The 18441-nt window shown below is 71.2% G+C and carries 15 protein-coding genes; 7 read left to right on the top strand and 8 right to left on the bottom strand.

Annotated elements, in window-relative coordinates:
• Positions 1-25: 25 nt before the first annotated feature.
• The gene (locus tag VGC13_RS14885) at positions 26-514 is read right to left on the bottom strand and encodes a hypothetical protein (RefSeq protein ID WP_331126051.1); all 489 of its coding nucleotides are present in this window, start codon (positions 512-514) and stop codon (positions 26-28) included.
• Between the two features lie 241 nt (positions 515-755).
• On the opposite strand from VGC13_RS14885, the gene VGC13_RS14880 reads away from it, so the two are divergent.
• Positions 756-1463 (top strand): class I SAM-dependent methyltransferase, encoded by a 708-nt coding sequence (locus VGC13_RS14880; RefSeq protein WP_331126050.1) that lies wholly within the window; start codon positions 756-758, stop codon positions 1461-1463.
• An 18-nt stretch (positions 1464-1481) separates the two neighbouring features.
• Here VGC13_RS14880 and VGC13_RS14875 read toward each other — a convergent pair whose 3' ends face one another.
• Positions 1482-1799: a tetratricopeptide repeat protein gene (locus VGC13_RS14875; RefSeq protein ID WP_331126049.1), complete on the bottom strand. Its 318-nt coding sequence runs from the start codon at positions 1797-1799 to the stop codon at positions 1482-1484.
• 1335 nt (positions 1800-3134) lie between these two features.
• Here VGC13_RS14875 and VGC13_RS14870 point away from each other — a divergent pair.
• The 4 genes from VGC13_RS14870 to VGC13_RS14855 are packed head-to-tail and all read left to right on the top strand — an operon-like array spanning position 3135 to position 6259.
• Entirely contained in the window at positions 3135-3404 is a 270-nt protein-coding gene (locus VGC13_RS14870) for a hypothetical protein (RefSeq protein WP_331126048.1), read from the top strand.
• 55 nt (positions 3405-3459) lie between these two features.
• Entirely contained in the window at positions 3460-4617 is a 1158-nt protein-coding gene (locus VGC13_RS14865) for an MFS transporter (RefSeq protein WP_414682996.1), read from the top strand.
• Positions 4614-5540 carry an LD-carboxypeptidase gene (locus VGC13_RS14860; RefSeq protein WP_331126046.1) on the top strand — a complete coding sequence of 309 codons (927 nt, stop codon included), beginning with the start codon at positions 4614-4616 and terminating at the stop codon, positions 5538-5540. Before VGC13_RS14865 ends, VGC13_RS14860 begins: the two co-directional genes overlap by 4 nt.
• The gene (locus VGC13_RS14855; protein WP_331126045.1) at positions 5540-6259 is read left to right on the top strand and encodes a hypothetical protein; all 720 of its coding nucleotides are present in this window, start codon (positions 5540-5542) and stop codon (positions 6257-6259) included. Before VGC13_RS14860 ends, VGC13_RS14855 begins: the two co-directional genes overlap by 1 nt.
• Before the next feature lie 583 nt (positions 6260-6842).
• Here the strand turns inward: VGC13_RS14855 and VGC13_RS14850 are convergent.
• Positions 6843-8015, bottom strand: coding sequence for an MFS transporter (locus VGC13_RS14850; RefSeq protein ID WP_331126044.1), 1173 nt, complete (start codon positions 8013-8015; stop codon positions 6843-6845).
• Positions 8016-8160: 145 nt separating this feature from the next.
• Between VGC13_RS14850 and VGC13_RS14845 the strand changes: the two genes are divergently transcribed.
• The gene (locus VGC13_RS14845) at positions 8161-8577 is read left to right on the top strand and encodes a hypothetical protein (protein WP_331126043.1); all 417 of its coding nucleotides are present in this window, start codon (positions 8161-8163) and stop codon (positions 8575-8577) included.
• Between the two features lie 398 nt (positions 8578-8975).
• Here VGC13_RS14845 and VGC13_RS14840 read toward each other — a convergent pair whose 3' ends face one another.
• From VGC13_RS14840 to VGC13_RS14825, 4 genes are all read right to left on the bottom strand, one after another.
• The gene (locus tag VGC13_RS14840) at positions 8976-9278 is read right to left on the bottom strand and encodes a hypothetical protein (RefSeq protein ID WP_331126042.1); all 303 of its coding nucleotides are present in this window, start codon (positions 9276-9278) and stop codon (positions 8976-8978) included.
• An 81-nt stretch (positions 9279-9359) separates the two neighbouring features.
• On the bottom strand, positions 9360-10106 hold the full coding sequence (locus tag VGC13_RS14835; protein ID WP_331126041.1) for an AcvB/VirJ family lysyl-phosphatidylglycerol hydrolase: 747 nt from the start codon (positions 10104-10106) through the stop codon (positions 9360-9362).
• Positions 10103-12721: a bifunctional lysylphosphatidylglycerol flippase/synthetase MprF gene (mprF, locus tag VGC13_RS14830; protein ID WP_331126040.1), complete on the bottom strand. Its 2619-nt coding sequence runs from the start codon at positions 12719-12721 to the stop codon at positions 10103-10105. The genes VGC13_RS14835 and mprF overlap by 4 nt, the downstream gene beginning before the upstream one ends.
• 368 nt (positions 12722-13089) lie before the next feature.
• Positions 13090-14439 carry a S8 family peptidase gene (locus tag VGC13_RS14825; protein WP_331126039.1) on the bottom strand — a complete coding sequence of 450 codons (1350 nt, stop codon included), beginning with the start codon at positions 14437-14439 and terminating at the stop codon, positions 13090-13092.
• 751 nt (positions 14440-15190) lie between these two features.
• Here VGC13_RS14825 and VGC13_RS14820 point away from each other — a divergent pair.
• On the top strand, positions 15191-16315 hold the full coding sequence (locus tag VGC13_RS14820) for a S8 family serine peptidase (protein WP_331126038.1): 1125 nt from the start codon (positions 15191-15193) through the stop codon (positions 16313-16315).
• A gap of 419 nt (positions 16316-16734) precedes the next feature.
• Here the strand turns inward: VGC13_RS14820 and VGC13_RS14815 are convergent, their stop codons facing one another.
• A complete protein-coding gene (locus tag VGC13_RS14815) occupies positions 16735-18192 on the bottom strand; it encodes an MFS transporter (RefSeq protein ID WP_331126069.1) in 1458 nt (485 codons plus the stop codon).
• Between the last annotated feature and the right edge of the window lie 249 nt (positions 18193-18441).

Here is an 18441-nt window from a genome sequence, read left to right as displayed (position 1 = left end):
GAAGGGGTGAACGGGTGGGAGCGCGTCAGCGTCGCCGCCCGCAGGTCATGGGCAGATCGTCCGGGTGCGTGGAAACGCCCCACTCCCACGGAGAGTGGGAAGTGCCCAGGGGGACGATGGTCCCGGTGCAGCGGGAGCGCACCGTGCGAACGGGCCTGCCGTCCTCGTCGGTGAGCGTTTCGGTGAGGCGGAACGAGCACCGGTCCGCGTATTGTGATACCTGGGTGCAGACGAGGCGCTCCACCCGCAGCACGAGTCCCGGTGGCTCCTGACCGCAGCGCAGGAGCCGGAACGGGCACTCGTCCGGATGCCCGTACCGCAGCGTCTGGCGAAGCGCGCGCTCCGCCTCCTCCACGGATGGCGATACGCCGAGCGGGCGCCAAGGGTCCAGCCGTTCGTCGCGCGTCCAGGTCACCTCGGGGGCCCCGCCGGCGCTGGCCCTGCTCGCGACGCACCCGCTCGTTCCCACAGTAGCCAGGGTCGCGCAGATCACCAGCAGTCGCAGCGAGCTCATCGAAGGATCCTCCGTTCAAGGACACGTGCGGCATCAACCTTCCGTGCGCTGAAGATTCCCGGAAGAAGCGGGCCTGAGCGGCTGAAGCCGCCGGAAAATCCCGCAAACTGCGCGGGGCTTCAACAACCCGGACGGTCGCGAAACACTCGTCCGCGAAGGCGGACGTTCGCGTTTTCCAGCCGCGAATTCATTCGCCCGGCAGGCTCCAGCCCGCCTCCATCCACCGCCGCCGCACATCACGATGACCGCACCTGACCCGGCCTTCAGCTACGATGCCATCGCGGACGCGTACGCGGAGGGGATCGACAGCCGGCCGTACAACGCGCTGTACGAGCGCCCGGCCATGCTGTCGCTGCTGCCGGAGGTGGATGGCGCGCGGGTGCTGGATGCGGGGTGCGGGGCCGGCTGGTACGCGCAGCAGCTGATCGCGCGCGGCGCGCGGGTCACGGCCATCGACGGGAGCGCGGAGATGGTCAGCCACGCCCGCCAGCGCATGGGCGGCGCCGCGGACGTGCGCGTGGCGGACCTGGGCCAGCCGCTGGCGTTTGCGGAGGACGTCAGCTACGACGGCGTCCTGAGCGCGCTGGTCGTGCACTATGTACGCGACCTCCGTCCGGTGTTCTCGGAGTTCCGCCGCGTCCTGAAGCCGGGTGGATGGCTGCTGTTCTCCACGCACCATCCGGCGGCCGAGGCGGCGCGGATGCAGCCCGCGCGCTACCTGGACGTGGAGGCGGTCGAGGAGGAGTGGGACTGGGTGGGCACCGTCCGCTTTTTCCGCCGCCCGATCTCCGACATCGTCAACTCGCTGGCGGACGCGGGGTTCGGCATCGAGCGGATGGTGGAGCCGGTGCCCACGGACGCCTTTCGCCAGCTGAAGCCGGACGCGTACGAGCAGCAGCTGCGCCAGCCGAACTTCCTGCTCGTCCTGGCGCGCCCCTGGATCCGCTGACGGTTTGGCGTCGAGCGATCAGCCGCCCCACTCGTCCAGGATGTCCTCGAACTCGCCGACCATGGTGGGATGGTTGTGGCGCGTGGCGGCGGCGATGCCCATGCGGTACGCCTCTCGCGCCTCGTCGTCGCGGCCCAGGACGCGCAGCGCCGAGCCCAGCCGCCCCCACGCGTTCCCCTCGTCGTCGGCGATGGCCAGGTAGTCGCGCAGGGCCCCCACCGCGTCCTCCCACCGCTCCGCCTTTTCGTACTCCAGCGCCAGTCCAAAGCGCGGACGCGCATCGTCCGGGTGCGCCGCCGCCATCTTTCGCAGTGCCTCGATCCGCTCTTCCGACACGTCATCCTCCCGGTGATGTGATCCGCCCCGTCTGTGCGGTCCCCGCGCCTCCGGAAAAAACGGACCGGATGCCGGAGGAGGGGGAATAGATCATCCAACCCATTGGGATGCCGCCCCTCCCCCCGTCTGTCATTCCGAAGGAGGCGCCACACGGAACCGGCCCTATCCGGATGCCATGGCGCCGACTGAGGAATCTACTTTCGGCGTGCTGGTGGCCCGTCGGCGAGCCCCGGCGCCGCGGCCCGTGAGTGTGGAGCGCCGGAGCAGGCCTCCAGGTTCGGAAAGTAGATTCCTCGGTCGCGCACAGGCGCCGAAGCAGTGGGCGGGTGCCGGGTGTGCGCTCCCTCGGAATGACAGAGGGGTGCGTCGAGGGCGAGTTTGCTGGATTGAACGAGGTCCCAATCTGTCATTCCGAAGGAGGCGCCACACGAAACCGTCCGTATCTGGAAGCCGGGGCGCCGACTGAGGAGTCTACTTTCGGCGTGCTCGTGGCCCGTCGGCGAGCCCCGGCGTCGCGGCCCGCGGGTGTGGAGCGCCGGAGCAAACCTCCAGGTTCGGAGAGTAGATTCCTCGGTCGCGCACAGGCGCCGAAGCGTGGGCGGGTGCCGGGTGGGCGCTCCCTCGGAATGACAGAGGGGTGCGTCGAGGGCGAGTTTGCTGGATTGAACGAGGTCCGGGTCTGTCATTCCGAAGGAGGCGCCACACGGAACCATCCTTATCTGGAAGCCGGGGCGCCGACTGAGGAATCTACTTTCGGCGTGCTGGTGGCCCGTCGGCGAGCCCCGGCGCCGCGGCCCGCGGGTGCGGAGCGCCGAAGCAAACCTCCAGGTTCGGAGAGTAGATTCCTCGGTCGCGCACAGGCGCCGAAGCGTGGGCGGGTGCCGGGTGTGCGCTCCCTCGGAATGACAGATGGGTGCGTCGGGGGCGAGTTTGCTGGATTGGACGGGGTCCCGGTCTGTCATTCCGAAGGAGGCGCCACACGGAACCGGTCCTATCCGGATGCCATGGCGCCGACTGAGGAATCTACTTTCGGCGTGCTGGTGGTCCGTCGGCGAGCCCCGGCGCCGCGGCCCGTGAGTGTGGAGCGCCGGAGCAGGCCTCCAGGTTCGGAAAGTAGATTCCTCGGTCGCGCACAGGCGCCGAAGCGTGGGCGGGTGCCGGGTGGGCGCTTCCTCGGAATGACAGACGGGTGCGTCGGGGGCGAGTTTGCTGGATTGGATCGGCACCCGGCGAAACGATTCCGCCGAAGTGACTTGGGTGCGTTGTCAGGGAGCGGCGGGGGCGGTAGATTGTGGCCCCCGCATCCACCGAGTCCACGTTGGGAAGGCCGAGCGCGTGCTGCGTCCGCGAGAGCACATCCTGGGCAACCTGGAGACCCTGTACCGCGAGGCGTTTGCCCGCGCGCAGGCCTCCGGCGACCACGCCGAGCAGGCGCGGCTGGACTTCGAGTTCCGGCGGGACCAGCTGTACCTGGAGTCGGTGCTGGACGTGCGCGACCTGCTGCGCCCGCCCCCGCCGCCTCCCGAAACCCGGCCCGAGGACAAGTCGGTCATTGCACAGATCAGCGAGCTCCGCAGCCTCACCCGCCTTCCGTTCGGCCGCTGAGCGGCCGCGCCCGGCGCGCACCCAGCCCACCGCCCGCGGCCGCTCGCCGCTGGCGGTGGTGTTCGTTACCGTGTTCCTGGACCTGGTGGGGTTCGGGATCGTGATCCCCCTGCTGCCCCTGTACGCACAGCGGTTTGGCGCGGGGCCGGTGGCGGCCGCGTGGCTGCTGTCCATCTACTCCCTGATGCAGTTCCTGTTCGCCCCCTGGTGGGGCCGCCTGTCGGACCGGGTGGGGCGACGGCCGGTGCTGCTGGTGGGCATCGCGGGCGCGGCGCTCTCGTACTTGGCGTTCGGGATGGCGGGGTCGCTCACCTGGCTGTTCGTGGCGCGCGCCGCCAACGGCCTGATGGGCGCCAACATCGGCGTGGCGCAGGCGTACATCGCCGACGTCACGCCGCCGGAAGACCGCGCCAAGGGGATGGGGATGATCGGCGCGGCCTTCGGGCTGGGCTTCATCTTCGGCCCGGCCATCGGCGGATTCCTCTCCCGCTGGGGCCCCGCCGCGCCCTTTTTGGGCGCCGCCGCCCTGGCCGCGGCCAACTTCGTCCTGGCCTGGTACCGCCTCCCCGAATCGCTTCCCGCGGAGGTGCGCGGCGCGCTGCCCCCGCGCCACGCCGGCCTGCGCGCGCGCCTGGCCACGCTGGCCGATGCGCCCGGGCGGCTGCGCGGCCTGTACGCCACCACCTTCGCCGTGACCATGGGGATCGCGGGGATGGAAGCCACGCTGGCGCTGTGGGCCGGCCGCCGCTGGGGGCTGGGCTTCGAATCCGTGGGATACGGGTTCGCGATGGTGGGGCTGGTGGCCGCCGCCGCGCAGGGGCTGATGGTGGGGCCGCTGGTCAAGCGCATCGGCGAGCGGCGCTCCGGGCTGCTGGGGCTGGCGCTGGTGGCGGCGGGGATGGTGCTCATCCCCCTGGCGCCTTCGCTGCCGCTGGTGGTCCTGGCCGCCGCCGTCTTCGCGCTGGGGCAGGCCGCCACCACGCCCTCGGTGATGGCGATGATCTCGCACCAGGGCGGCGTGGCGGACCAGGGGCGCATCCTGGCCGCGTCGCAGTCGCTTTCCGCGCTGGCCCGCGTGCTGGGGCCGTGGATGGCGGGCGCGGCGTTCGCCTACGTGGGCATCGCCGCGCCGTACGCCGGCGGGGCCGCGCTGGCGGGGATCGCGCTGCTGATCCTGGCCCTGAGCGTCCGCGAGATCCGGGTGGTGCGATGACGACGATGATCCGCCCTCCCGCACTCCGCCCCGGCACCCGCGTGGCGCTGGTCGCCGCCGCCGGCCCCATGCCCGAAGGCGGCGTGGACCGCGCCATCGACCGGGTGGAATCCCTCGGCTGGGAGGCGGTGCCGGGCGACTACTGCCGCTGCCGGCACGGCTACCTGGCGGGGACGGACGTGGAGCGCGCGGCGGACTTCAACCGCGCGCTCCGCGATCCCTCCATCGGCGCCGTCTGGTTCCTGCGCGGCGGGTACGGCACCATGCGCATCCTGGACGAGATCGACTGGCGCGCGCTGGCCGAGAATCCGAAAGCACTCATCGGCTTCAGCGACAACACCGCCGTGCACCTGGCGGCGCAGCGCGCGGGCGTCGTGGGCTTCCACGGCCCGCATCCGCACGCCCCCGAGTTCCCCCGCTTCGCCCGCGACGAGCTGCTGCGCGTGCTGACGGTGGCGGAGCCCGCGGGCGTGCTGCCGCTGGCGCCGGACGGTCCGCCGCGCGCGGAAACGCTGGCGGGCGGCGTGGCCGAGGGGCCGCTGCTGGGCGGCAACCTGTCGCTCCTTTCCGCCACCCTCGGAACGCCGTACGCCATCCGGCCGGAGGGCGCCATCCTCTTCCTGGAGGAAGTCGGCGAGCACCCGTACCGCCTGGACCGGCTGCTCTCGCACCTCAAGCTGGCGGGCGTGCTCTCCGCCGTCGCGGGGATCGCCGTCGGCGGGATCACCGAGACGCCGGTGATCGAGGGGATCCCAAGCGGGATGGAGGTGATCCGCGACCGGCTGGGCGATCTGGGGATTCCCGTCGCCACGGGCTTTCCCTTCGGCCACATCGACGACAACTGGACGCTGCCGATGGGCGTGCGCGCGCGGCTGGACGCGGACGCCGGCACGCTGGCCCTGCTGGAGCCGGCGGTGGCGTGATGGGGCCGATGGATGGGGATGACCTGACGCACGTCCGCGTGGGGCTGGAGGAGGGCGCGGACGGCGCGGTGATGGCGTACGCGCTGAACCTTCCCGGCTGCGCCGCGGCCGGCGGATCGCCGGAATCCGCCATCGCCGCCTTCGAGCGCACGCTGGCCGGCTGGTTTCGCTTTCTTGCCGCCGCCGGCGAGCCCGTCCCCCCGCGCGACGCGGAGATCGAGGTCGCGGTGGACGAGTGGTTGCGCACCGACGCCCGCATCGCCGCCGGCGAGACCGTCGCCCTCTTCGCCGAGGACCTGCGCGCGCTCTCCCAGGCAGACGCCGAGGCCGGGGTGCGGCGCCTGGGCGACCTGCGTAGCCGGTTGCTCGCGCGCGTCCGCCGCCGCCCCGAGGCGCTGCTGGATGCCGAGACGCCCGGCGGGATGACGGCGCGCCAGGTGCTGGAGGAACTGGCGCGCGCGCAGTGGTGGACGCTCAGCCGCCTGGGCGCCACGCCGATGGCGGAAGTGCCCGAAAAGACGCTGGCGCGCCTGGACACCGCCATGGCGCTCGTCGTGGACCGGCTGACCACGCTGCCCGACGACGCGCGCGCCCAGCACCTTGAGCTGGACGGCGAGGAGTGGACCGCCCGCAAGGTCCTCCGCCGCCTCCTCTGGCTGGAGTGGACCCTCGGCGGCGCCGCGCTCACCGCCCTCACCGCCGTAGACGCTCCCGCGTAGCCGTCGTAGCTGCGGAAGCACCTATTGGGATCGCACCCCCCCTGCCGAATTAGGATTAGGCAGAGACTGTCATTCCGAGGCCCGGCCGCACTGCCGCCGGACGAATACCCCGCAGGTTGCAGGGCCGAGGAATCTACCGTCGGCCCGCGCGAGGCCGGACGCGGCAGCCCGCGCCATCGTCGCGGCGGCGAAACGGCCAGACAGGGCAAGTCCGGGGCGCCGCGACATGTCACGAGGAAACGGAAAGTAGATTCCTCGGTCGCGCGCCGGGTTCTGTGATGGGACAAGGTGCCGGGTGGGCGCTCCCTCGGAATGACAGATTGGGGTAGGCCAGGGGGGCATTCGGGAAGGCGCCGCACTGGATTCCCGCGAACGGTGGAGTCAGGGCGCCGACCGAAGGACCTCGCCGGCAGAACCGGGGGCTGGCCCCGCGGCATGGAGCCGGCCCCGCCTCGCCGGAGAGCAGGTCCTTCGGTCGCGCGCAGGCGGTTGTGTGGAATCGGGTTACACGTGGTGCGCTCCCTCAGGAAGTCAGTGCGCGAGGGTGCGACATCACCCTCTACGTCCTCCCCTACGTCCTCCTCTACGTCCTCGCCGCCTGCGGTTCCCGCGGCAACGCGAGCGGCAGCAGCAGCGCGGCGGTCAACGCCAGCGCGGCGCCCATGGCGAAGGCCCAGCGCGGGTCGAACGCCTGCCAGACGATGCCGAAGATCACGCTCGCCGGAAGCGCGGCGATGCCGATGGCGGCGTGGTACGCGCCGAACGCGCTGCCGCGCAGCCCCGCCGGCGCCAGCCCCGCCACCAGCGCCTTCTCCGGCCCCTCCGTGAGCCCGAAGAACAGGCCGTAGACCAGGAACAGCGCCCACACCTGCCACGCCGCCTCCACGAACGCGAACCCCGCGTACACCGCGGCGTAGACCAGCCACCCGGCCACGATGGCGCGCCGTGCGCCCACGCGGTCGCTCCACCGCCCGCCCAGCACGCTCCACACCGCCTTGCTCACGTGCAGCGCGCCCCACAGCAGCGGAATGGCGGCCGTGGGCACGCCGACGTCGTGCGCGCGCAGCAGCAGAAAGGCGTCCGACGCGTTGCCCAGCGTGAACAGCACCAGCACGCCCAGGTAGCGCGGCAGCACAGGCCCCAGCTCGCGCAGTCGCGGTAGCGGCGGGGCGGGGGCGCCGGTGGGGCGCGCGGCGGGGGCGGTTTCGCGCACCTTGCCCGCGACCACCGCCACCGTCAGCAGCCCGGGGATCAGGGCCAGCGCGAACACCGTCCGCAGGTCGCCGTCCAGCGCCAGCAGCAGCGCCGACGCGATCAGCGGCCCCGCCACCGCGCCGCTGTGGTCCGCCGCGCGATGGAGCCCGAACGCGGCGCCGCGCCGGTCCTCGGGAACGGACTCGGCCAGCAGCGCGTCGCGGGGGGCGGTGCGAATGCCCTTGCCCACGCGGTCCAGCAGCCGCACGGCCAGCACGTGCCATCCCACGGCCGCCACGGAGATCAGCGGCCGGCCCAGCGCGGCGATGCCGTAGCCCAGCACCGTGGGCAGCTTGCGGCGGCCGCTGCGGTCCGCCACCCAGCCGCTGGCCAGCTTCAGCAGGCTCGACGCGCTCTCCGCCGCGCCCTCCACGATCCCCACGAACGCCGCGCCCGCGCCCAGCGTGCCGGCCAGGAACAGCGGCAGCAGGGGGTAGATCATCTCGCTGGCCGCGTCGTTCAGGAACGACGCGGCGCTCAGCCACAGCACGTTGCCGCGCATCAGCCCCGGCGCGCGCGTCTTTGGCCCGGTCAGAGCGGCCCCCGTGTGCTGGCGTTCATCCGTCCCCGGAAACTTGTGGCTCCCGGCATCCGTTCCCTACGTTGCCGGTATGCGCATCATCCCACCAGAACGTGTGAGAGGCAAGATGGCGGTACTTCGCAGGTGGATCGTCGCGGCCGCGATCCTGGTCGCCGCGCCGCTGCAGGCACAGGCGGCGGACTCGGCGCAGCTGGAGCCGGGCCGGCGCTACGTGCAGTGGCTGTACGAAGGGCAGACGGACAGCCTGTGGGCGCGCTTTTCCCCCGAGATGCGCGCGGCCATCCCCACGGCCGAGGCGCTGGCGACCATGAACGAGCAGATCAAGGCGCAGGTGGGCACCGAGACCGAGGTGCTGCAGGAGCGGATCATGGATCCCTCGCCGGAGCCGGGGATGACGGTGTACGTGCGCTCGGCCCGCTTCTCCGCGGCGCCCATGACCATCGACGTGATGGTGGTCACGGATGCGGCGGGGACGATCCAGGGGCTGTCGATTCGCCCGCAGCGCCAGCCGGACCCGAGTTGAGGGTGAAGGGGTGAACGGGTGAACGGGTGAAGGGGTGAAGGGGTGAAGGGGTGAAGGGGTGAACGGCGGGATTCTCGCGACCCGCGGGGCCCTCTCCCCCGACCGGCCTTTCGCTCGTTCCTCGCGACGGCGGTCGACCCCTCCCCCGGGGTTGGGGGAGGGGTCGCCGCGAGCCGCGAGGAACGAGCGGCGAAGTCGGCGGGGGAGAGGGCCCCCGCGGAAACGCGCCACCCTTCACCCCTTCACCCCTTCACCCCCTCACCCCTTCACCCCTTCACCCCTTCACCCCTTCACCCCTTCACCCCTTCACCCCTTCACCCGCTCACCAAAGACAAAGCCCCGCCGCGAACAGATCGCGGCGGGGCTCCGTAGTGTGTCGTCTCGTCTCGAGGCGTGGCTCAGTCCGCCAGCAGCAGCGCGACCAGCACGCCCAGCGCGATGGCGGCCACAAGGTACCAGAAGCTCTGGTTCATCATCTGGCTCTCGCCGTTGCGCTCGGCCTCGAGGGCCGCGACGCGCTGCTGGATCTGCTCCCGGCTTACGAAGATGGAGGGCGCGGCGGCCTCCTGCTGCACGTCCTGCTGCGCGGTGACGACCTGCTGCACGAGAGGCTGATCGCCCGCCGGCGACTCCACCTGCTGCGCGGCGGCGGGGGCGGCGGCCAGCAGCGCGGCGGCCGCCAGTACCAGGAGCTTCTTCATCTGCACCTCCAAAACCGGGTTGGTGAGCACGTCCATCCTCGATGGATGGACGGCGGCGCCCCGGTGCAAGCTTCGTGCGTGTCAGTCCGCAGGCGGGCCGTCCGCCGCCTGCGCCAGCTCGCGCACCACCCGCAGCAGCCGCGGCCGGTCGCCCTCGAAATGGTGCCCGCCCTTCAGCTCCACCACCCGCATGGGTGCCGTCGCCATCGCGGGGCAGGCGGCCTTGTCGTCGCCCCGCCCCCACACGCAGACCACGGGGAGCCCCGCCAGCTTCTCCACCTCGGGCCGCGTGGCGAAGCGCGGTGCGCTGCTGGTGCGCCACCACTGCTCGATGCGGAACTCGAACACCGCGTCGTGCGCCAGCGCCAGCAGCGCCACCCCGCCAATGCGCGCCCGCGTGTCGTCCGGCAGCCGGTTGACCAGGAACGGCAGCACGTCCGCGCCCATCGAATACCCCACCAGCACCACCTTCTCCTTCCCCCACCGCTCCCCGTACTGGCGGATCACGCCGTCCAGGTCGCGCGCGGCCTGCTCCGGCGTCTTGGGGCTCCAGTAGTAGCGCAGCGAGTGCCAGATGACGGAGGGAATGCCGTGCGCCGCCAGGTCCGCCGCGACCCGCTTGCCCGTCCCCCCGGTGGGCCCGTCGCCGGTCAGCACCACGGCGAAGACGCGGCCGGTGTCACGCGCCGCCGGCAGCTCGCGAATCGGCAGCGACCGCATCCGTCCATCCTTTACGCCCGGGGTCTCGGGAATGCGGACGCGGCTGCACCCCGTGCACGCACCCGCCGCCAGCAGCACCAGCATCCATCCCGCGATACGGACGATCAACCGCCCCTGCCGCGGCGAAAGATGCCGCGGTACCCGCCCGCGATGAGCGCCGACACGTCCGCGGTGATGATGGGAAGCGCCAGGCCGCCGGGGTACGCCAGGTAGCGCGGCTCCCACGAGGGGTGGAACTTGTCCTTGTAGGTGCGCAGCCCCTGGAAGTTGTACAGCGACTCGCCGCGCTGGAACAGAAAGCTGCCGATGCGGGTCCACACCGGCGCCACGGGCGAGGGCTCCAGCCCCGAGAGCGGCGCCATCCCCAGGTTGAACCGGGCGTACCCCTCCGCGCGCCCCCACAGCATCAGGTTCAGCAGCAGCGCCTCCATCACGTTGCGCGGCGCGTCCGGCAGGTAGCGCATCAGATCCACCGAAAGCTCCGCGTTCCGCGGCCCCGGCCACACCGTGGCGAACGCGACGATGCGCCCCTCCTCTTCCACCAGCGCCACGGGAAAGCGCCGCACGTAGTCCTCGGCGAAGAAGCCCAGGGAAAAGCTCTTTTCCGAGGTGCGCTTTTCCAGCAGCCACGCGTCCGACACCTCCCGCAGCCGCGGCAGCAGCGCCGGCACCTCGTCCACCGGGGCCACGCGAAAGGTCATCCCGCTGCGGCCAAAGCGGTTCAGCACCAGGCGGAACGGCTTGTTCTCGGCGCCGTCCAGCGAAAAGGAGTGCAGGTCCACGCACGCCTCCTCGCCCAGCTTGGCGAACGCCAGCCCGAAGTCCGCGTACTGGTGCAGCTTCTCCTTCCCCACCTGGTAAAAGACGGGGACGCCGCCGTAGTCGTCGCACCGCTCGAAGAAGCGGCGGATGAGTCCCGTCACCGCGCGCGGATCGCCCACGGGGTCGCCCATGGCCACCCAGGTGCGGCCGTGCACCGCGTACATCAAAAACGCGTCGCGCTCTTCGCTGAACAGCAGCGTCTTGTCGCGCAGGTGGACCAGGTACGGCACCGTCGAGGTCTGCCCGGCGATCAGCCCCTCCGCCACGGCGATCTCTTCGTCCGTGGGCGGCATCAGCGTGGGCGGGGCGGGGCGCAGCAGGCGAAGGACGCCGAAGGCCAGCATCAGCACCACAGCCAGCATGGTGGCCCGCAGCGCGCGGGGGGCGTCCTGCCGCAGCGCGAACCGCCACCACAGCTCGTCGCTGTACTCCACGTGCTTGAAGGCAAAAAAGCCCAGCCACACCGCCGCGCCCACCACCGCCACCACGCCGAACGTCCACCCGGGGGAGAAGCGCGCGGCCCAGAAGTCGGCCTTGCGGTCGAACGCCGGCCGGCTGGCGACCAGCGCGGCGAGCAGCGCCGCCAGCAGCGCCGCCTCCTCGTAGTCCGCGCCCTTCAGCAGCGACACGGCGATCCCCAGCGACAGCCAGGTGGCGGCCACGATGAACGCCATGTCCAGCCGCCGCGCCACGCCGTGCGAAACGATCAGCAGCCCCACCCCCGCCACGCTGCCGATCAGGTACCCCGCCTCGACCAGCACCAGGGGCACGTTGCGGTCGATCCACGCCAGCCGGTGCGCCTCGGTGGGGGTGGCGCCGGAGACCAGCAGCAGCGCACCGGCCATGAAGATGAACATCGCCAGCACGCGCGGGGCGATCTGCAGCGACATCGTGCCGAACCAGCTCCCCCAGCGCGCGAAGTGGTGCCGGCGCAGGCGCACCTCGTCGATCACCAGGATGGCCAGCGCGGCGGCCAGCGGCAGCACATAGTAGATCAGCCGGTACAGGAAGAGCGACGAGAAGATCTGCCCGGGCGTAAGGTATCCGTCCAGCAGCACCACCATCGTGCCCTCGAACACCCCCACACCGCCGGGGACGTGGCTCACCAGCCCCAGCAGTTGCGCGGCCAGGAACGCGCTCAGGAACTCCCAGAAGGTCAGCTCCGTGCGCGGCAGCAGCGCGTACAGAACCCCGGCGGCGAGCGCCCAGTCCAGCGTGGAGAGCGCGTACTGCCACGCCACGATGCGCAGCCGGGGGACGGGGATGGTCCACCGCCCCATCCGCACCGGCGCCGGGCGCACCGCGGCCACCACCCCGTACGCCAGCGCGCTCCCCAGCAGCGCCCAGCCGCCCACGGCCAGGGTGGTGGGGCCCACCAGCTTCCGCAGCCCCGGGTGCGGGTCCACCGCCATGCTCCACCCGGCCAGCACCAGGAACCCCAGCCAGAAGGTGCCCGAGTAGAAGACCACGATGCGCGAGATCTCCTGCGCGCTCAGCCCCCACCGCGAGTAGAAGCGGTAGCGCACGGAGGTGCCGGAGATGATGGCGAACCCCACGTTGTTGGCGACCGCGTACCCGATGAACGACGTGGCCGCCACCTTCCAGTCCGTCAGCCGCCGGCCCACGTAGCGAAAGGCCAGCAGGTCGAAGCAGCAGAGGATGGCGTAGTTGGCCGCGGTGTAGAGGATGGAGAGGAGCACGGCCGAGGGCGGCAGCCCGCGCACGGACTGCTGGACCTCCTGGTAGCTCACTTTTTCAAGCTCGCCGCGCAGCACCAGCACGGCCGCCACGAACAGGGCCACGCCGATGGCGGGCGACACCCAGCGCAGCGCCCAGTGCATGGGCGCGCGGGGCGTTACCTGGGGCTCGGCGGATTCGGCGGGTGCGGCGGGAACGGTCAAGTTTTTCGGCGAATGGCTGTTGGGGGCCGCCAATGTAGGTGCGGCGCCCCGCTGGGAACAGGACGGAGCCGTCGTATCGGAAGTTCCGCGCCGGGCGGGTGGGGGGGGCGGGGTGAACGGGTGTGATGGTGTGATGGTGTGGGCCGCCGGAGTGTTGCGTGGCCTGCGGTGCACGAGCGGGTGAAGCCCCGCCGGGCGAGCTCTGCGAGCCCAGGGCGGGGCTTATGGCCGTACTAGCCCCGGGCTTTAGCCAGGGGCGGCAGGGTGGGGGTGATTGGTCGTGGGTTGGCGGGTGAATGCAACGGATATGAAGTGCGGGGTGGCTGGCGCCACCCCGCGTCTTGTTCATACGTTGCCGGGCGTCACCATCAGCACGCGCCCACCTCGGCCTGCACGCGCGTGGTCTGGCTGCCGTCCGGGTAAACGGCGGTGATGTCGTAGTAGTACTCCGACGAAGACGTCGTGTACATCCCGCTGCTCCAGATGCAGCTGGCGCTCCCCGTGAAGGTTCGCCCGCCGCTGTCTGTGATGCTGGTGCCGTACGCGTACCCCAGCCAGTCGCCGCTCTGGGACACGGTGTAGATGTTGGAGGCCACGTCCTCGTAGATGTCCAGCGCAACGAAGTCTACCGAGTAGTACTGCGCGTTCGCCAGCGATCCCCATGAGATGGTGGGGACGTTCGAGGGGTAGGAGACGGACACCACCGGGTACGGCAGCGGGATGGCCGCGAAGAGCAGCCGGTTGGGCGAACCCGTGCCGGCGTTGGAGACGTAGCCCGTGGACGCGATGCCGGTGATGTGGGAGGCCACGGTCGCCGGCGTCGCCGTCGGGTAGTACTGCAGGTACCGCGCGGCCGCACCCGCCACGTGCGGGCTGGCCATGGAGGTGCCGCTCATGACGCCTGTGTCCGTGGTGCTGCCGATGGAGTCGGAGACGATCCCGGTCCCTGGGGCGAACAGGTCCAGGCAGCTGCCGAAATTGGAGGACTGAAAGCTGTTCCACACGGCGCGCGCGTCATTGGACGACGTGGCGCCCACCGTGATCGCCGCCGGCACGCGCGCGGGAGTAATGTTGCACGCGTTGATGCCGTCGTTCCCTGCCGAGACCACCACCGAAACCCCGGCGCTGATCATCGCGTTGGTGGCGGTATCGACCGTGGCGCTGGTTCCGGCGCTCAGGGAGGCGTTCACCACCGCGGGCAGAACGCGGTTCGCAGTGACCCAGTTCATCGCGCTCACGATCTGCGACGCCGAAAGGCCGCCGGAGCAGCTGGCCACGCGCACCGCAACGAGCGACACGCCCTTTGCCACACCGTACGTGGCGCCGCCGATGGTCCCCGCCACGTGCGTGCCGTGGCCATGGCAGTCGATGCCGTTCTGCCCGTCGTTCACGAAGTCCGCGCCCACCGAGGCGCGCCCGCCAAAGTCCGTGTGGCTGGTCAGGATCCCGCTGTCGATGACGTACGCACGCACGCCGGCGCCGTCCGATTCGTACGTGAAGGTGCCGTTCACCGGCCGCGCGCGCTGGTCGATGCGGTCCAGTCCCCAGGGCGCGCTGTACTGCGTGCCGTCGAGCTGGAATTGCTGGTCCTCTTCGATGTACCTCACCTTGGGATGGTGCTGCAGCGCCCGTACCTGCCCCTGGTTCAGCTCGGCCGCGAACCCGTGGAGGGCCGCGGTCCAGGCAAAGCGGGGATTGGCGCCTACGGATGCAGCCACGGACCGGGGCTCAGTTCCTTTCTCCAGGATCACGAGGTACGATCCTGCGATGCCGTGTCCCGGTGCCGCCGACATCAGTGGGGCGGCCTCCCGCGGGGCGCCGGCGGTGAGGGGTTCCGGCGTCTGCTGGTCGCAGGCTGCGACCAGCACCAGCAGTGCAGCCAATGCAAAGGATCTGGGGGTGTGCATGGAGCTTTTTCCTGGGGAGTGGATGGTGCGGGACCGCGATGCAGGCGTGCGCCGGGTCCCGGTGCTGCAGGAGAGCATGTAGCAGGGTGTCCGCGCTCTCCGGTGCCTGCAGCATAACATGGTTTAATGTGAAATAAAAGGTCGGGATATGTATTTATTGTAACAAGTGCCGATTGGCGCGCTGATCCTCTCTGCTACACTCGTCTTCCACCTCCTGCCGGACACGCGAAGCCTCGTCCAAACATCGCTGCCCTCACTTCGGACCGCGCCGCGACACTCCCGCTCCGGCGGACCTTCGAGGATGCGTGAGCCCCGGTTCGCACCCGGGGCCCGCCCCGGTCTGGTTCGGGCGCACCATTCTGGTGCAGCGAAGGCACTTGCGGTGTTTCGTCTGCTCGTGGGATAAGATGAAGAATCGCAAGCAGTTAGGAAGAATCGGCCAATTGGGCCCCGCGCTTGCTAAAATCTTCCCCACCTCCCGCGGACCGCCACGCCATGCTCGCCCCCAAGCCGGGAGCCTGCGTGGGGCCGCACCGTCCTCCACAACCGAGGAGAGATCGTCATGCGTCGCAGCTTCCCCCTCACGGCACTCGTCGCCGCAATGAGCCTGGCCGCCTGCCAGGACGGCCCCGTCGCCACCCCCGGCGACGCGTCCATGGCCGCGAACGGCAACGCGCCCATCTACATCGTCACCTTCAAGGACGGCGTGGACGTGAACGCGGCGGCCAATGACCTGGCGCGTGGCAACGGCTTCGCCCTTCGCTCGGTGCGCCAGCACGCCGCCCGGGGCTTCTCGGCGGCGATCCCGGAGGCGCGCATGTCGCGCATCCTGGCCGACCCGCGGGTGGAGATCGTGGAGAAGGACGGCCCGGTTTCGCTCATCGCCCCCGTGGAAGGCTACGCACGGCCCGGCGGCGGCGGTGGCGGCGGCACGCAGACCACGCCGTGGGGGATCACGCGCATCGGCGGCGCCGGTGACGGCACGGGCCGCACGGCGTGGATCATCGACTCGGGCATCGACCTGGCCCACACCGACCTGAACACCAGCCGCAACTGCCACGCGGCCTTTGGCTTCAACACGCCGGCGGACGGCAACGGCCACGGCACGCACGTGGCGGGCACCGTCGCCGCCAAGAACAACAGCCAGGACGTCGTGGGCGTCGCCGCCAACGCGTACGTCTGCGCGGTCCGCGTGCTGGGCAACAGCGGCAGCGGCAGCTGGGAAGGCGTGATCAACGGCATCAACTACGTGGCGGCCAACGGCGGAAGCGGCGACGTGGCCAACATGAGCCTGGGCGGCAGCGGCACCAACGCCACGCTCGAGAAGGCCGTGAGCGACGCCGCCGGGCGCGGCATCAAGTTCGTGATCGCCGCCGGCAACGAAGGCCAGCACGCCAACAACTCCACGCCCGCGCGCGTGAACGGCTCCAACATCTACACCATCTCGGCCATCGCCAGCAACGGCTGCATGGCGTCGTGGTCCAACTACGGCAACCCGCCGGTCGACTACGCCGCGCCGGGCGTGAGCATCCTTTCCACCCGCAAGGGCGGCGGCACCACCACCATGAGCGGAACGTCGATGGCGGCGCCGCACGTGGCCGGCATCCTTCTGCTGGGCGGCGTTCGCGGCGACGGCAACGCCACCTGCGACCCCGACGGCAACCCGGACCCGATCGCCCACCGCTAACCGCGGCGGCCCCGGTCCGCGAGCAATCGCGGACCGGCGGATCGGAGGACTGGATGATGAAGGCCGGAGCTCCCGCACGGGGCTCCGGCCTTTCTTCGCGGGGGCGCCCCGCACCGCCACGGGCTAAAGCCCGCGGCTAGAAATGCCATAAGCCCCGTCTCGGCTCGCTACGCTCGCCGAACGGGGCTTCAACCACTCGCGCAGGCAATGCCCGGCGTGCGCCGGATGCATCGATGTGCGCGAAAACGACTGCCGCACCCTGCCTCCCGGAGCGCCGCGTGGCACGCCGGCACGAGCAGGTGAAGCCCCGCACGGACGCGCGAGCGGCCGGGGCGGGGCTTATGGCCGTTCCAGCCGCGGGCTTTAGCCCGTGGCGGCGGCCCGTGGCGGGGGGCGAGCGCGCGATGTCGGCGTGCGCCTCAATCCGCCGCGGGCGCGGCGGCGGGCGTTGCGGTTGCCGGGGTGCCGCCGCGGGCCGCGCCGCGGTCGATGCCGAAGGTGAGGAACAGGCTCGCCAGCACCAGCGCCGCGCTGGTCCAGAAGGGAAATCCGGTGCCCAGCGCGTCGAACATCCACCCCGCCAGCAGCGGCGCCATCACGCGTGCCGCGCCGCCAAAGCTCTGCTGCACCCCCATTACCACCCCGCGCTCCCGCGGGTCGATCACCTTGGAGAGCAGCGCCGTCACGCAGGGAAAGGTGAACGCCGTCCCCAGCGGCACCGTGGTGATGACGACCGCCAGGGCCACGTAGCGAAACTCCAGCGCAAAGCGGTCCGCCATCCCCAGCGACAGCGGCGCCGGCGCGCGCCAGACCACCGCCGCCACCGCCAGCGCCGCGATGGTGCCCACCATCGCCAGCATCCGCCCCCGCTCCTGCTTTTCCATGGGCCGGGTGACGCGCAGCAGCAGGGCCAGCAGCCCCAGCGCCACCGCGGCGGCCGCGATCCGCGCATCCACCCGCGTGCTCCACGCCCCGCCGGGCAGGTCGACCGTGGTTCCGCCGCCCACGCGCCAGGTAAAGGGCATCATCATCAGCCCCACCCCCAGCAGCGTCTGCCCCAACTGCGCCAGCCGCACCTCGCCTAGCGCGTCCACCAGCCGCCCCAGCACCAGCGCCCGCACCAGCACCGACACGCTCCCCGTCCACATGAAGACGTAGCCGATGGTCTGCGCCGTCACGCTGAAGCGCGCCGCCAGGAACAGCGCCAGCGTGCTGGTGAACCCGGCGAACGCCCCCATGGCGATGGAATAGATCCAGATGAGCCGCGGGGCCGGGTCGCCGGGCCGCGAAAGTACCCGCCCAAAGACGTCGCGCCCGCGAGACGGGGGCGCCGAGCCGGCCTGGCGCCCGGTGTGGACGTTGGTTTCGTGCAGGAACGCCCAGGCGAACGCCATGTTGATGACGCACAGCCCCGCCGCCAGCAGCCCGGGCGCCGCGCGGCCCATCTGCATACTGGTGGAGCCGATCACCGGGCCGATCGCCACGCCCGCGTTGGTGGCGGCGGAGAGCCAGCCCAGGCTCTTGGCGCGGTCCTTGGGCTCCGTCGAGTCGGCGATGTAGGCCTGCAGCACGCCAACGGTGCCGCCGCCCGCGCCCTGCACCAGCCGCGACAGCAGCAGGATCCACAAATTTCCGGCGAACGCGAACACCACGTACGACACCGCCGCCGCGCCCAGGCCAATGAGCAGGGCGGGGCGGCGGCCGTGGCGGTCGGAGACGCGCCCCCACAGCGGGGCGCTCAGCAGCTGCGCCAGGGAAAAGGCGGAAACCAGCACGCCCACCCACAGCCCGCCGCCGCCCATGTCCTTGGCGTAGAACGGCAGCAGGGGGATGACCATCAGCACGCCCACCATGTCCACGAAAGCCGTGATCAGCAGGACGGTGAGCTTGCCCAGACGGACCTCGTGTTCCGGTGCGGGTGGTGGTGTTTTGCGCGCCAGAGAACGTACCGGAGCGCGTGGGGAGCGTCAATGTGGTGAACGGGTGAGCGGGTGAAGGGGTGAAGGGGTGAACGGGTGAACGGGTGAACGGGTGAACGGGTGAACGGGTGAACGGGTGAACGGGTGAACGGGTGAACGGGTGAACGGGTGAACGGCGGCGGAAGCGCTTGTCCTGCCGAATCCCGA

This window comes from Longimicrobium sp. (assembly GCF_036399255.1).
GTDB lineage: Bacteria > Gemmatimonadota > Gemmatimonadetes > Longimicrobiales > Longimicrobiaceae > Longimicrobium.
The sequence above is the reverse complement of the archived record's forward strand: the minus strand, read 5'-3'. Positions and strand labels throughout refer to the sequence as shown.

Coding starts and splice junctions, on each gene's coding strand:
- VGC13_RS14840 (WP_331126042.1), bottom strand. CDS start 9,278: ATGAAGAAGCTCCTGGTACTGGCGGCCGCCGCGCTGCTGGCCGCCGCC.
- VGC13_RS14880 (WP_331126050.1), top strand. CDS start 756: ATGACCGCACCTGACCCGGCCTTCAGCTACGATGCCATCGCGGACGCG.
- VGC13_RS14820 (WP_331126038.1), top strand. CDS start 15,191: ATGCGTCGCAGCTTCCCCCTCACGGCACTCGTCGCCGCAATGAGCCTG.
- VGC13_RS14845 (WP_331126043.1), top strand. CDS start 8,161: ATGGCGGTACTTCGCAGGTGGATCGTCGCGGCCGCGATCCTGGTCGCC.
- VGC13_RS14860 (WP_331126046.1), top strand. CDS start 4,614: ATGACGACGATGATCCGCCCTCCCGCACTCCGCCCCGGCACCCGCGTG.
- VGC13_RS14885 (WP_331126051.1), bottom strand. CDS start 514: ATGAGCTCGCTGCGACTGCTGGTGATCTGCGCGACCCTGGCTACTGTG.
- VGC13_RS14855 (WP_331126045.1), top strand. CDS start 5,540: ATGGGGCCGATGGATGGGGATGACCTGACGCACGTCCGCGTGGGGCTG.
- VGC13_RS14850 (WP_331126044.1), bottom strand. CDS start 8,015: ATGCGCGGCAACGTGCTGTGGCTGAGCGCCGCGTCGTTCCTGAACGAC.